The sequence below is a fragment of the Paenibacillus sp. FSL H8-0280 genome (assembly GCF_045040665.1).
Lineage (GTDB): Bacteria > Bacillota > Bacilli > Paenibacillales > Paenibacillaceae > Paenibacillus > Paenibacillus xylanexedens_A.
On record NZ_CP150296.1, the window covers coordinates 5,817,530 to 5,832,425 of the forward strand.

The following is a 14,896-nucleotide window of genomic DNA, read 5'->3' on the forward strand; positions in this document are numbered from 1 at the left end:
TTAATTCCCTCTTTCAATTCGCTTCAGTTTGGTGTTAATCCCAATCTCATGCAGTATTGTTTTTGCAGCACGGCCAACTTCCTGTATGAAGTAATGATTTTCATGACTGCTGCCGACAAATCGATTTCTAGCAAAGAAACCTTTAATGTCACCATCATTTAAATGATCTTTGAAGCTTGTATTATAGGGAATTGTCAATATAGGAGCTTTGAGCTTGTACTTGTTGGCTATATTTTTGATCTTATATTTTGACATAGGATCATACTGCGTCATAAGAAGCAGATGTGGCTTTTCTTCAAGTACCTCTGGCCAATGCTTCCTTTGATTGTCAAAATATTTTTCTAGTACACTTATATTTTGATTCACACAGATAACCACCAAATCTGCATCCCTGATCAGGCTGTTAGAGACCTCGTTATCCTGCCCACTTCTAGCATCCAAAAGTGAAATGCCATAGTATTCTGCCGCCATACGAAATACCATATTCACAGCTTCGATCGAACCCTGTTGTGGTCGATTAAGACGTTCACTTCCCCAAAGAAGGTCCAAACGATTCCGCTCTACCATTAATGTATAATTTTTAACACTATTGCGTTCAAGCTTACTGCTCTTCGCAACACGCTCTAATGAGTCGAGCCCCAATCCACCAATGGCAAAAAATTGCCGATTATATTGATTAATTGTTTTATTGAAAAACCGCTCCATATCCCCGTCCGTCCGCTGCGGCTGAGATACTAAAGTTCTCACATCATACTCCAACCCGATAAATGCAGCCAAAGCAGCGGTTGCACTGGTTACGCCTAATCCATGCTGCATACCCCATAATGCAATTTTACCCATGTTAATTACTCCTTTCGGCCCGCTTCCATAATGCGTTAACTTTTGACGTTTCCAACCCAAGGATGAACTCTACCGCCTGTTTAATGACTAGTTTGTATGAACTGGACATACGTTTGACCATGACTGTATTTTTATATTGATTAATAATCTTCAGTGTCTGATCACGTTCATCAGGATAATAAACAAGACTCTCTTTCCACAATAAAGGTAGTTCATCCAGCAAACTATCCATATATTTTTCGTCCAGATGATTACTAACCTCATAAATAACTTTCGTTACCGGAAGGTTAACAGAAGATAACTTTTCTCCTTGGAAGTACGCGCGAATAAGGTTAACGTTTTTCTGAATAACGGGATTCTCATAGGAAGTCACAACATAAACAAAATCCACTTCTGGCCAATCAACCAACGAAGCCTCGTCATTACAATCTATGAGTACAAAATCATATTTCTGTTCTTCCAGATTATGCATCAGGTCCTCATATGAATGGACATCTTCCATAACATCAAATTGATCATGAGTGTTCATCGTGAGAGAATGATCAATTTTAGGGAATACGAACTCATAATCCTTATTTTGCGTTGCGTCTACAATCAGAACCCGATGATCCATTGACAACAATTTACCAAGGTACATCATAAAATCCGTTTTATCATAGTGGCCCATAACAAGTATTTGTTTCATCTTGGTCTCCTTATTTACTGTGCAGGTTCACGTGTATTGCTATCATTGAAAATACTACCTGAGTCTGAAGTTGAATTTGGTGTATTTCCAGTATTACTTTGCTGATTCATATCCTCTGAATTTTCATTCATCAGAGAATTATCTTGCTGGGATGTTGTTCCGTTCCCTTGTCCTTCTGTCTCAGTAATGTACTCCCTTGAGTTCATCTCCGTCGTATTCCGTCCACTGATATACTTTTGTCTATCTTCATCACTCATGGACTGAAGATCTTGTTCTAATTTTGCTCTTACTTGTCGTTCGAGAGCCGTTGTTGCCAATCCAACAATATTAGGATTAGATTCAATGAGATCCAATACTTTAGGATTAGATGGATAGTTGATGATTGCACCATCTTGCATGTAGGGATCAACATAACTTAATGCATAGATAGAGGCATCATTGATGTAAGCATCTACAATAGCACTTGACATCGTCAAAATTTCTTTTTCAGTCATTTTGTACCATATTGTTCCATTATTTAAATCTTCTACTTTTTTCTTAGAAAGTACTATGTAATCCTGACCTGTTGCAAAACGAATCCGAACATCTACAAATTCATCTTTTTTCAACTTTAAAGGAAGCTGTACTAGACTAAACTCTTGGTTTCTAAGGTCATTCGGTGTTATTCCATCTTCAAACAACATTGGTGTGGTGATAATAGAGTTTTTCTGAACATCAATCTTAATCCTTTTCCCTACAATCTCTGCTTGCTCTACTGTATTTTGGGGTACCGTACTAACCGGTACAACTAGAGAACTCACGTCATCTTCTGTAATTAAATCTCCGGCCTTATGATCATCATTCAGTACGATCACTTTCATCTTATCTTCATTCAACTTCTTCTGTGCATCTTGAAGTTGTTGCTCAATCTGAAGTGTTCGCTCAACATATCTTCCTTGAATATAGTCAATAATAAAATAGCCAGCGATAACACAAACAAATAAAATGATCGCCCCCCCAATGGAAGCGGACAGAAGCAACTGCTTCTGCCTAAAACGAATCTTAGACATAACGAACTCCTCTCAATCCAACATGATTAAACTTAATTATTCACGACCAATAATATAATCAAAACAATAATAATAACGATGCACAGTCCAAGGACACCATACAATAATGCTTTTGAAGATATCTTCTTAGAGTCCCCCATGTAGCTTTTCATCAACTTGTTTAATACCGAGTCTGTATCTCCTTGGTGTTTATAGGGATCAGCATGTGGTGGAATTCGATATACGAGATTCCCTGGAAGATCTTTTCGAATATCTTGGATACTGAGATTTTCAACAAATGGTACACAATAAACCCAATTAGACTGATCCATTTTTTTATGTAAATCTCTAAATCTTCTAATTTTCCCTTGTCGCCACTCGCTACCCGCACCCAGCACAATGTTTACACTCGCTCTGTAGAACTCTTTACTCCAGTCACTCTCTTCAAAGCTCCCGATATCTAAAATTAAGTAGTCATGTCCTGCTGTAATCAGATGGTTAATATCCAATTTGTTATTATTCTTGTAATACTCCACGCCCTCTATAGAGAAGTGAATGTTATTGCTTTTGAAATCCTGTGTTCCTTCATATGCGTTCTCAATACTTGTAAAGTCACTTGAACTATTTGCCTCTACTAAACCTACTGAGTAGCCTTTACGTTTTAAATAGTTTGCAATTAATATACTCTGATGAGTTGAACCGACTTTAGATTCAACGCCCATAACTGCTACTAAAATGGTTCCGATGATCCGATCTTTAAGAATGATTCTTTCTTGAATCGGTACATCTGGAAGTTCCAAATCCATGACATCTGATGAGTCAAAACTGCCTGCAGAGGTTAATTTCGCTGTATATCGATAAATGCGATCCTTTATCTTTTCAAGATCAGAATCTGTTGATTCCCAATCCTCTTGTCCATTTCCAGTTACCTCGCTTTGATTTGGCAATAAATTGCGCAGTGCTGGAATAATGGACTTTGGCTTCGTTCCTGGCGAGGTTGTAACAACGTTGATCCCCATGTCTGCCAATTCATGAACGACTCCGTCATCCTCATAACGATCAAGAGCAATGACAATAATCCGAGTATTTGAACGCACTGTTCGATATTGACTAATTCCACGTAGAAAAGTATTTGAATCGGTGCAGTCTAGATCAGTTATAAATGCATTGATGTTAATTCTAGCTACAGCTTCGCAAAATTCGATAAACTGGCCACTCTCAAAGCGACCTACTTTTTCAAAACTAACATCTGTATTCCCTATGGCTTCATGTACTAGCGTAGAAGCTTTACTGGAAATGATAACCGCATTCACTATGTTTGCCTCCATTAATCCGCTAAAATTTTACTTTGGTCTAGATCAAAGATTCTATTAAGCCCACTTTGCTTCGTTCGAATAGCGCCTTCTTTCGCCTCACGGATATGATCATCCAGTGTAAATTCAGGCTTAGTGTCAATATACCCAATCAGTACAGTACTTGAGGCTTCAACATCAATTTTCATCCTTATGGAGTTAGCCAGCTCTGCTAATGGTAAATTAGAACTTGTTATAAGAGCTACAATGACATCACTTTGGTAACGTCCAGCAAATCCACTACCTTCCAAAGCCCTGCCCACGGCTCTTCCCGCTCTCTTAAAGGACTCTTCCTCCGAAATGTGGGTTGGATTCTGAATTTCTATGTATAATACCCCTACTGTCTTCCCTTTGGATAAAGCTTGATTAGCTTGATGAATAAAATGTTTTTGTGTGAACAAACCTGTTACTTCATCCCGTGTTGATGTGTATGTCGCTGCTTGCATAACCCCAATAATCTTTTCAAAAATCAACGTGAACACTATGAAGCTAACAAAAACACTCAAAATCAAACTAAGTTCTGCCAATAGTTCATAACCTGTAAATGCGCCCGAGAGATGCAACAATAGCTGCATTGCAAAAAGGATCGTTACCATAAAATACTGTGGATTTAGCCCGACATCCGGAAAAATCTTGATGAGTGTATACAATGTCACACCTACTACAGAGAGAAACACTAAAAAGGAACTCATTTGTACGGGTAAGAACAAAGACATTGCGGCAGTAATCAAAGTAACCGCAGTTCCGCCTAAATGTACATAAAGTTTGTCTGTTCGTTTGTTGTAGTAAAGTCGAAATATCCCGATTTGAGCAATTATCATTCCAGCTGCATAGAGTGATATGAAAAACATATATGCAGACATGAGCTTATGAGGCATCAGAGCCATACCCGCATTTGCGAATAACATTAAAGAAAAAGCTCCCAAAAACTTTAAGTATGTTGGGTTTCGCCATTTCCTGTACATTAAAAATCCAATGATAAATAAAACAATATTAATAGACAACATAGAACCGATTGTTAACTTCCCAAAATCCCCCATGTAGTTCCTTTAACCCACTTTCTTGAAATTTATGTAATTTCATGAATTTTACAATTCCAATTTTCCATTCATTTTTCCCATTTTAAATATAATCAAATTCTTATCTAATTTGGTTCTTAGTACCTAGCATTTGGATAAATAAGTAACAGTAGATTAAATAATAGACCCATTTCAGCAATTTTACAACATATTTTTGTTATATATGACCAATTGTACCTAAGAATATAGTCCTTTATTTTCACAACAGTCCTAGACATTGTTTAGTTCAGATCCGAAATTCCCTTTTTCATTTCCAATTAAATTGAGAGGTAATGAAAAACAAGAAAATTTCCAAGTATGTAGCCAACCAGAAAAAACTGCCAAATCAATTGATCTAACAGCGTTTTCTTGGATATATCACCCACTTGTTCTATAGTTTTTCATATTGCTCTTATCACAAAAAAAATGATTAAATAGTCTAAAAAATACTAGAAATTTGCATTAAAAATCCAACTTGCTCCCAAGCGTAATACTCGAATCCTCGAAGTTCTCCACTGTCGTCTTTTTTTCATAAAAGTGTACGGCATGTTGCATAATTCCTTCTCTTGTGTAAAACTCGTCTTCCGCCCCTATTGGAAAAATAACCTTTTCTCCCGTGCTTGCCGACTTATAGATACCCACAATCAATTCAAGCGTATTTCGACCACTTTGGCCATCCACCAGAAGGGGTGATCCTGTCTCAATAGCGTTTAACACATTCTCAACTTGCCCAGCGTGACCGACATGAGTAACATCCGGTAATTCGTCAGCGAGCTTCTGAAGCTGGTGTTCCAACTCTCGATTCGGTTCCGGAAATCCGTTATTCCGCGCGGTAGAAGCAACGACTTTCCAAGGTGCAGATACCCGGGCTTCTTTGCCCTGAAAAGTTAACTGTTGCTCCTCTCCGTGATGTACGACGGAACTGGTAATCATGCCAAGCGCCCCTTCCTGAAAGCGAAGCATTGCCATGGATATATCCTCAACTTCGGCATTATCATGTGCCGTATTTGCCATCATCGCCTGTAGTTCCACTGGAGGTCCCATCATCCAGAGCATGGCATCAATATGATGCACCGCATGATTAAGGGTACAGCCTCCGCCTTCTTTTTCCCATGTCCCGCGCCACCACAGATCATAATAATTGTGGCCCCGCCACCAGAACGAATCAACCTGCACATGTACAATCGGTCCCATCCGTTTACTGTCCAGCACACCTTTTAGCTTCATCATTGGTGTTGTAAAACGATTCTGTGCTACTACGGATAGCAACTTGCCACTTGCTTGCGCTGCTCTCAACATCAGATCCGCTTCCTCCAGGGAAGATGCCATCGGTTTTTCGACCAACACATGCGCACCTGCTTGCATGAAATCACACGCAATGGGAGCATGCGTATACGGTGGTGTACAGATTGATACCAGATCAATGTTTTGGGCAAGTAACTCTGTGTAATCCGTGACAGCTTGTGCACCTTCCAGACCATATTCATTAATTCGCTTCTGTGCTTTTTCCACGTAGATATCGACCACAGCAACAATCTGACATCGCTTAGGGAACGCCAAATATGCTGAGATATGTGCTCCACTAATTGCACCTGCTCCGATAATCGCCACTTTTAACATCGTTGCATACCTCCCTTATTCCCTTCACAATACACAATAATAAAGCGCTTTTATGCGTTCATCTTGTGCTAAAATAAAACTATCTTGCGCATGATAAGGGAGGCATTCATGAAGTCCATCTTTCTGGGAGAACAATTTAATCTGGTCTGTCGTCGTACATCCAACACTACGTCTCGCGAAGTGTTCCATGCTCATTCGCAGCTGGAGATAACCTATATTCACGAAGGATATGGGCAGTTGATAACGGAAGGTCAGGTTTTCTCCCTTGAACCCGGTATGCTCATGATTTTTCGACCTTTTCAATTGCATCACATCCAGATTCATGTATCCAGACAGCAGCCTTTCATTCGAAATGTACTCATGGTTGAACTTGATCTACTGAAGGCACATTGGGCCCAATTTATCGTTACTCACGACTTCATACAGGACCTGCTGGAAGAACAATTCCCCATTCAGCCCATCCGACTTGCTGCCACATCCCCACTCGTTCAACGAATGGAACAATATGCAGATACGTATCCAGGTCTGTCTCCCCACGAAGTAGAGGAGGATACACGGCTCTTTTTATTGGAACTGCTCGCACAACTTCGCTACCTGTGGCAAGACGGGCAGCAACGCCGCTCCCAAGATGTACTCTCGTCCAGTGCAAACGTTCTTCACCCTCATGCCGAAGCCATCATGCAATGGATTGAGCAGCATTACCAGGAGCCTTTTCGTTTGGAGCATATCGCAGACACTCTTCATCTGTCCCCCTATCATCTATCTCATGTATTCAAAAAAGCGACCGGCACCACAATTGTTGCTTATGCTCAAGCCACCCGCATTCGTCATGCCTGTGTGCTACTCACTCGGTCCTCGCTCACCGTTCCCGAAATCGGTCACCGTGTCGGTATGACCAGCCCCTCCTACTTTTGCAAAGTATTCCGTACTACCACAGGCTCTACACCACATCAATATCGGCTGAAGATGCAGGGGAGGAAGTAATGAAGTAATGGATCACAACAACAAGAAAGAAGCGAAAGAATTCACTTCTCCGCTTCTGCTCCTCTTTTACACTTCACCCGACTCAACGCAGATTGAGCTCCAACCGTTTCAAATAGGGGATTAGGCGTCTCTCTAGCTGACTTAAATCATCCTTCTGCTCCGCTGACAATCGTTCCTCATGGGTACTTCCATCCTTGTCCATCACCATAACTTTGTATTTTTTCATTTGTTCATAGACAGACTTGAACTCACGATATTGTTCCTTGGTAAATGTCTTTTCTGCCTGTTCCAACTGTTCCGTCCAAAATTGCTGCTCGTCCATCAGTTTTTTGGAGGACCCTACACTCACAGTTTCCAGCTTCTCGAAAAACGGTTCCAGCTCAGCTACAAGAAGGTTGTATCGTTCCTGCTCCACTGTACTCCACTGCTCTGGATGCAAGTTTCCCTGAGAATCAGCATACTTCACAGCCATTTGCCCTAATTGCTTCAGCAAGTCCATATATTGAACAAATTCTTCTTCGCTGAAATGGGCCTTGGCCGTCTGCAGCTTTGCTTCCAACCTCATATAATCCTCAGCTGTCCCCCCCATAGCTGTGATGTTTTCCTGTGAACCGTATATTCCGTCTGCGAGATAGGTGTACCCTGCGTAGGCTCCGGTGGGAATAATGAGTACAGCAGCCAAGAGCCCCGTGACCAGCCATTTTTTTCGATTTCTTCTGATGTGTGAATCACTTCGAATACCATCCATCATTTTATGTTTAATCCTCGCAGGAACGGACCAGTCTTTGGTCTCTTCCTGGTAGGCTCTTCGCAACTGTTCATCGAGTTTCATGCAGATCCTCCACCTTTCCCCGCAATCTTGGATTCATCTTCTCTTTTTGTCTCAACTTCGCCAGCGCCGCATGTATACGCGATTTCACAGTTCCAAGCGGAATCTCCAATATGTCAGCAATCTCCTCTTGCGTATATTCATTTAAATAATGAAGTGTAACCACCTGCTGCAGCTTGTAAGGCAAACGGCGGACCTGTTCCAGCAGAGGACGATTAGCCAGTTTGTTGACCAGATCAGTGGAAAAATCATATTCTAATCCCACGTCAGATTTTTCGATTCGCTTGCCAAACCGAAACTGCATCAATCTTTTGCGTCGATAACTCTGAACCTGCCGCATTGTCACACCCATTAACCAGGGACGAAAAGCACGCTCCGCATCATATTGCGCCAATGATCGATACGCCTGAATGTAAATCTCTTGTACCACATCCTCCGCGTCATACTTGTCCTTGATGAGAAATCGTACAGTCCGATATACCCCCGTCACTGTTTTCTCATATAATTCTCCATATGCTTCTTCCTGCCCCGCCCGTATTAACGTTACAAGTTCTATGTACTCATCTTGCTCACTCATTATCCATCCCCCTCCTCCTTACACTATATATTGGCATGCCAGCATCATATCGTTCGATTTAATTATTGATGAGTAGGTATGGCTGAATCTTATACAAAAAGGGCCTCTGGTATTTATCATGATATAATATACCTAATTTTGATATAATTGGAGGTTCTGCATCTGAGTTATAAAACACCTTTGGTCTTTTGATATTATCTATTTCGATCATCGGATTTGCAATCGCCAGAAGCAACCTCGAGGCCTACGTCACGGTATATAGACTTATTGGGATCTTGGTTATCTTATCGTCTCTTTTTCTTTTGAAACCGGATATAAGAGAGTAACTTAGCAGGGGTGGTCACTACTGTAATGAAACTTTTCAGCAAATTGTACTCAGAATATCTCCTGATTCCACGACCTTTACGTTTGTTGTTTCTATGGGGATGGATTGTTTTATTTTTTGTTGCCGGTGCCAAATTCAGATGGTTTCACTTCCTACAATAATCTGATTTCAAAAAGTCCGTCCTCATGGTACATATAAGAAGAGCTGAGTCGTCATTATGACGTCTCGGCTCTTCTTTTGTACTATCTGTTATACCACTATTTTTCGAGACAAACTTTACCTGATATTCAGAAATTCTTTAGAAAATTCCTCTCAAGTTCTTCAGAGTTTATCTCTACTATGGATACATTGATAAATCTGTATAGGAGTTGAGCATTTGAAGCTTTCCAGTCCGTCCTCTACCAAATCAGTCTGGCTTTCCCTGCTTTGGCTTGCAGCCGTTCCAATCTTAAATATCTTCTATGGTGTACTAAATCACCCTGGGAATCATGTCTACAGTCTTGCAACGCCCCTGATTTCCATGATCCCTTTTGTGCCGGCCTTTATCATCCCTTATGTATTATGGTACCCGTTCATAACAGGTGCATTAATAGCACTTGCTTTTAAGGACAAACGAACCTATTTTCAAACCCTCATTGCACTTTGCAGCGGTCTGGTGATCTCGTACATCTTCTTCGCTCTGTTCCAGACAGCGATTGAGCGCCCGAACATCGAGGGGGAGAAAAGCTTTCTCATTACTATGGTTGATTACATCTACCGTAACGATCAAACCTATAACTGTTTTCCGAGTATTCATGTGCTAAACAGTTATCTGATCCTTAGAGGAACGCGTGTGTTTGGACGAGCGATTTGGGCGATGACTTCCGCCTTCTCGATTGTTATCATCGTGTCTACCGTACTAGTTAAACAACATGTCGTCGTAGATATTGCGGGTGGGATCCTGGTTGGAGAGCTTTGTTTCCGCTTGGCTGGAACAACCCTCCATGCTCTCTCATCCCGTGTTAAATCGACTCGATTGGAGTGAGATGAACATTGACTGATGTCCCCTGGTTTTATCGCAAACATAGTATTCGTTTCCATATCCTAATCAGTTCTGGTTCCAGTTTTCTGATAGCCTTTCTCATGACCTTCATAGGCATACTGCCGCTTGCCGCAGTTCATCATCTAGCCAAGCTGCATCTACTGCAATTGCATCTGGCATACCTTGTTCCTATCCTATTTACTACGTTTTTTGCGATATCTTTTTCCATACTGACTCATCACATCGTTAGGGAAATTGCCGCTTTGGACCACGCCATACGCATCATCTCGGGAGGAGATTTGAGCTATCGAGTGCCTCCACTGCAACATGTTGAATTAAGAACATTTTCGTCTCAACTTCATTCCATGGTGGATCAATTACAAGAACAGATGATCGAGGAACATGAGTGCGAGACCGCCAAAAGGGAATGGATCGAAGGTATATCGAAAGAACTTCACGCACCCCTCGAAGGGATCATTCAAAATGTGGAGTTATTAAAAACCAACTCAGTTACGAACCCGGAAGAATATAGACGAATTGTACAAGAAACATATACAGCTGCCTTTCAATTACGAAAGTTAATAAATAATCTAATCCAGCATGCCCGACTCTCATCCCATGATACCTGATGAATACGGCATACCTATGGATCGTACACAACAGCACAGCTCATACCGCACTGCATCAGAGGTCTATGCCAGCACTGCAATGGGCCTTCATTCGCCAGATATATGATTAAGCTGTAAGGTGGCAAGTTAACATTAAATCACGCGAACAACATTATGGTTGTGACTGTGCCAATTGATCACCGCTCCTAAGTATATCCACCTATTCGAGTCTTGCCAGTACGTGGGCAAGGCTTTTTCTCTTGAACGCAGTTTTTTGACTTTACTTATGTATTCTTTAGATTTTCTTCAGAATTATGCTCATTAATTCCTTAGTTTTTTTCATTATGATTGCAATATCAACAAGAGAGGAGGCAAAACAATGATCAGTAATACGATCTTAGAGCTACTTCATCAGTATGGATATCTGATTTTTTATTTTGCCTTCTCATTGGGGCCTTTCGGCATTCCAATTCCAAATGAGATCACGATTATCAGCGGTGCCATTCTGAGCCACACAGGAGTTATCAATTCATGGATCACATACTTCTGTATTTTATCTGGACTATTAACGGCCATTACCTTTGCTTATTTTGCAGGGAAGTTATTTGGAAGCAAGATAAAACACAAGTTTCAACATCATAAACACTTCGTCAAGGCTGAACTGATTCTGAATAAAAGTGGCAATTGGGCGATGTGCATCGGTTTGTTCATTCCAATTGTGCGTTATGTTCTCCCTTTGCTTATTGGAATGAGCGGCGTGCGGTATCGGAAATTTGCTCTCATTTCATATTCCAGTGCTTTGTTATGGACCATCACCTATTTTACAGCAGGAACTTACTTCGGCGGTCCCATTCTATCTACGCTGCAATTATTCCATTTCTAACTGGTTTGATAACATACCATCACATATATGGAGGAACCACAAATATGAATTCTAATGAACCCGTTTTATTTCTGAAAAGCTTTCTACAAAGCCCTAAACATGTTGGCAGTATCATACCCAGTTCCCGATTTCTCGCAAGTAAAATGGTGAAGCAAGCCTCTTGGCTAGAGGCAAAAGCAGTCGCCGAGCTTGGATCGGGTACAGGTCCTATCACTCGCTATATTCATCAACAAGTACAGGATTCCACCAAAGTCCTATTGTTTGAGATGAACGAAACGATGAGGAATACTCTTAAGACGGCATACCCGGAGTTCTCCTGTTATCCAGACGCCGCTCGATTGGTAGAATCCATGAATCAAGAGGGCGTTCAGCAACTGGATTACATTTTTAGCGGATTGCCGTTTTTCAACTTTGAGCCTGAATTAAGAAATACGTTGGTAGACCAGATCTATAAGGCACTCAAACCTGGAGGATTATTCATCGCCTTTCAATATTCACTTCAAATGAAAAAAACATTATCCGAACACTTTATCATCGAAAAAATAGAATTAGTGCCTTTGAATATCCCACCTGCGTTCGTTTATGTCTGTCGCAAAAAGGAAACAATTTAAACATTCCGGACTATCGTTTACACTGATGTTATCCTAATTTTTAAGGAGTGTTGAATTATGAATACCGTTCTCGTTGTTGATGATGAACCCGATATCCGGGATGTCATTCATGTCTATTTACGTAACGAAGGATATCAGGTCATTGAAGCAGCCAATGGTGAGGAAGCGCTAAATATTATCAAAACAACATCGGTCCAACTCGTAATACTGGATGTCATGATGCCCATCATGGACGGAATCAAAGCCTGCTTCAAAATAAGAGAAGTATCATCCACTCCGATTATAATGCTATCCGCCAAGGAAGAAGACATTGATAAAATCACTGGCCTGACTACCGGGGCTGACGATTACATGGTCAAACCGTTTAATCCATTAGAGTTACTAGCTCGCGTTAAAGCTCAGTTACGACGTCAAACACTGATCGGGAAACCAGAATCCAATTCACTTATTTTGATTAAAGACCTTGTCATTGATACGAGTAAACATTCTGTGAAGCTCAAAGATAATGACATTTCGCTTACACCACTGGAGTTTTCCATTCTGGTGTTACTTGCAAGCCATCCCGGACAAGTATTTAGCTCCGAGAAGATTTATGAGACCGTGTGGAAAGAACCTTATGGATATTCAGATAATACCGTGATGGTCCATATTCGTAATCTGCGAGAAAAGCTGGAATTGAATCCAAGAGAACCTCAGTATATTAAAACGGTATGGGGAGTGGGATATAAAATTGATTAAACGAATACCACAGTTTAAAAAAAAGATACAGATTAACATTCTATATCAAATGTTGATCAGTTTATTGATTTCGTTTGTTGGCTCTGTGGGTGTAAATAATATGTTAATCATAGCTGCCGCAAAAATTAGTGAAAGATTTAATTGGCCTTCGCTTCTCTACATCTTTCCTTATGTTCTAACACCAATCTTCATCGTAATTTTCACTTTAATTTTTTTGTTTTTCACACGAAAAATTGTGAGAGATCTCATTACACTAGAGCAAGGGCTTCAAATCATATCTGAAGGAAATTTGAATCACAGGGTGCCCGTTAATCGACAAGATGAACTTGGGCGCGTCGCTTCCAACATTAATCACATGACAGAACAGTTAAAGCAACAGATTGCTAAAGAACGTGAATTGGAGCAATCCAAGATGGACCTAATCACTGGCATCTCACATGACCTGCGTACACCGCTTACCAGCATAATTGGCTATATTGAGCTTCTCAAATCAGAATCATTTCAAGACAAAGCGGAGTATGACCGTTTCATACAAAACACCTATAACAAAGCAACGCATTTGAAGAAGTTACTCGATGATTTATTTGAATATACGCGTCTTAACGAAGTGAACACCCAATTGGATTTGAAAAATGTTGACCTCTGTCAGCTATTGGACCAATTGTTGTTTGAATTCGAACCTTTAGCTCAGGAGCATGGGATTCGTATTGAAAAAAAACTCGGTGATGCTCCAATCATGATTTCCCTGGATAGTGATAAGATCGCTCGAGCCATCGACAATCTCCTCATGAATGCACTCAAGTATTCCTTTAAACCGGGCACGATTCATGTTCGAATGAGTGTGCAGCATAATCACGTTACCATTGAAGTAGAGAATAAAGGCATACCACTAACGATAGAACAAAAAAACAGGCTGTTTGATCGCTTTTATAAGGTGGATTATTCGAGGAATAGCGAAGGTATTCAATCAGGATCTGGTCTGGGACTTTCTATTGCGAGAAACATTGCGGATTTACATCAGGGGACTTTAACACTAAAACATACGCGTAACGTATTTATATTCCAACTAAGCTTGCCTTCTAACATCCAGTGAAACATCAATAGCATTGATAATGGAGGATACCGCGATGAAAACATCCGAACCACTTCTTTTCCTGCAAGGATTTCTGAGGAACCCCAAACGAGTAGGCAGTCTCCTGCCCAGTTCCAAATTTCTAGCCCGTAAAATCGTCCAATCAGTACGATGGGATGAGGTTAGAGCCATTGCTGAGCTGGGGCCAGGAACAGGTGCCGTCACACGTCTCATGGAAGCACATTTACCGCAATCTGCAACCGTGTTTTTATTTGAAAGAGACCCCAAAATGAGAAGTAATCTGAAGAAAACTTATCCTGAATTCATGTTCCATTCGAACGCGTCCTATCTATTGAAAAGGATCAATCAAGAACATATTCATCAGTTGGATAGCATCATTTGCGGACTGCCCTTTTTTAATTTTTCCAGAGAAATGAGACAAAACATCCTGTCACAGATCCATACAGCGCTCCGACCTGGAGGCACGTTAGTTTTATACCAGTACTCCCTTCATATGAGGAAACAATTAGCTGAGTTATTTGAGATGGAGAAAATTCAATTTGTGCCTTTCAGCTTTCCTCCTGTTTTTGTGTATGTTTGTCGTAAAAGACAAGATGATGAACAACGTGAAGCGATCGACTTGAGGAAGACTTGATTTATCCTCT

The 14,896-nt window shown here is 40.7% G+C and carries 16 protein-coding genes; 8 read left to right on the forward strand and 8 right to left on the reverse strand.

The features are described 5' to 3' along the window. The 6 genes from MHI12_RS25330 to MHI12_RS25355 form a co-directional block, all read right to left on the reverse strand. Positions 1–840: a hypothetical protein gene (locus tag MHI12_RS25330; RefSeq protein WP_017692338.1), complete on the reverse strand. Its 840-nt coding sequence runs from the start codon at positions 838–840 to the stop codon at positions 1–3. A gap of 1 nt (position 841) precedes the next feature. Then, on the reverse strand, positions 842–1,525 hold the full coding sequence (locus MHI12_RS25335; protein ID WP_405170666.1) for a hypothetical protein: 684 nt from the start codon (positions 1,523–1,525) through the stop codon (positions 842–844). 14 nt (positions 1,526–1,539) lie between these two features. Beyond that, positions 1,540–2,574, reverse strand: a complete 1,035-nt coding sequence (locus tag MHI12_RS25340) for an SAF domain-containing protein (RefSeq protein WP_353884242.1) — start codon at positions 2,572–2,574, stop codon at positions 1,540–1,542. Between the two features lie 32 nt (positions 2,575–2,606). Beyond that, positions 2,607–3,866 carry a hypothetical protein gene (locus MHI12_RS25345; RefSeq protein ID WP_405170667.1) on the reverse strand — a complete coding sequence of 420 codons (1,260 nt, stop codon included), beginning with the start codon at positions 3,864–3,866 and terminating at the stop codon, positions 2,607–2,609. Between the two features lie 14 nt (positions 3,867–3,880). Further along, positions 3,881–4,945, reverse strand: coding sequence for a hypothetical protein (locus MHI12_RS25350; RefSeq protein WP_405170668.1), 1,065 nt, complete (start codon positions 4,943–4,945; stop codon positions 3,881–3,883). A 480-nt stretch (positions 4,946–5,425) separates the two neighbouring features. Continuing rightward, positions 5,426–6,583, reverse strand: coding sequence for a Gfo/Idh/MocA family protein (locus tag MHI12_RS25355; RefSeq protein WP_405170669.1), 1,158 nt, complete (start codon positions 6,581–6,583; stop codon positions 5,426–5,428). A gap of 108 nt (positions 6,584–6,691) precedes the next feature. Here MHI12_RS25355 and MHI12_RS25360 point away from each other — a divergent pair, with 108 nt between their 5' ends. Then, positions 6,692–7,567 carry an AraC family transcriptional regulator gene (locus tag MHI12_RS25360; RefSeq protein ID WP_405170670.1) on the forward strand — a complete coding sequence of 292 codons (876 nt, stop codon included), beginning with the start codon at positions 6,692–6,694 and terminating at the stop codon, positions 7,565–7,567. 82 nt (positions 7,568–7,649) lie between these two features. On the opposite strand, the gene MHI12_RS25365 is transcribed toward MHI12_RS25360, so the two are convergent. Then, entirely contained in the window at positions 7,650–8,399 is a 750-nt protein-coding gene (locus MHI12_RS25365; RefSeq protein ID WP_405170671.1) for a DUF3600 domain-containing protein, read from the reverse strand. Further along, positions 8,386–8,973: a sigma-70 family RNA polymerase sigma factor gene (locus MHI12_RS25370; RefSeq protein WP_405170672.1), complete on the reverse strand. Its 588-nt coding sequence runs from the start codon at positions 8,971–8,973 to the stop codon at positions 8,386–8,388. The genes MHI12_RS25365 and MHI12_RS25370 overlap by 14 nt, the downstream gene beginning before the upstream one ends. A gap of 701 nt (positions 8,974–9,674) precedes the next feature. Here MHI12_RS25370 and MHI12_RS25375 point away from each other — a divergent pair. From MHI12_RS25375 to MHI12_RS25405, 7 genes are all read left to right on the forward strand, one after another. Beyond that, a complete protein-coding gene (locus MHI12_RS25375) occupies positions 9,675–10,322 on the forward strand; it encodes a phosphatase PAP2 family protein (protein ID WP_405170673.1) in 648 nt (215 codons plus the stop codon). Positions 10,323–10,330: 8 nt separating this feature from the next. Next, positions 10,331–10,948: a histidine kinase dimerization/phospho-acceptor domain-containing protein gene (locus tag MHI12_RS25380; RefSeq protein ID WP_405170674.1), complete on the forward strand. Its 618-nt coding sequence runs from the start codon at positions 10,331–10,333 to the stop codon at positions 10,946–10,948. Between the two features lie 358 nt (positions 10,949–11,306). Further along, on the forward strand, positions 11,307–11,810 hold the full coding sequence (locus MHI12_RS25385; RefSeq protein ID WP_405170675.1) for a DedA family protein: 504 nt from the start codon (positions 11,307–11,309) through the stop codon (positions 11,808–11,810). A 44-nt stretch (positions 11,811–11,854) separates the two neighbouring features. Beyond that, on the forward strand, positions 11,855–12,421 hold the full coding sequence (locus MHI12_RS25390; RefSeq protein ID WP_405170676.1) for a class I SAM-dependent methyltransferase: 567 nt from the start codon (positions 11,855–11,857) through the stop codon (positions 12,419–12,421). Positions 12,422–12,478: 57 nt separating this feature from the next. Continuing rightward, complete coding sequence (locus MHI12_RS25395; protein WP_341008854.1) at positions 12,479–13,159, forward strand: response regulator transcription factor; 681 nt, start codon at positions 12,479–12,481, stop codon at positions 13,157–13,159. 49 nt (positions 13,160–13,208) lie between these two features. Continuing rightward, on the forward strand, positions 13,209–14,252 hold the full coding sequence (locus tag MHI12_RS25400; protein ID WP_405173052.1) for a sensor histidine kinase: 1,044 nt from the start codon (positions 13,209–13,211) through the stop codon (positions 14,250–14,252). A gap of 34 nt (positions 14,253–14,286) precedes the next feature. Further along, entirely contained in the window at positions 14,287–14,886 is a 600-nt protein-coding gene (locus MHI12_RS25405; protein ID WP_405170677.1) for a class I SAM-dependent methyltransferase, read from the forward strand. Positions 14,887–14,896: the final 10 nt, after the last annotated feature.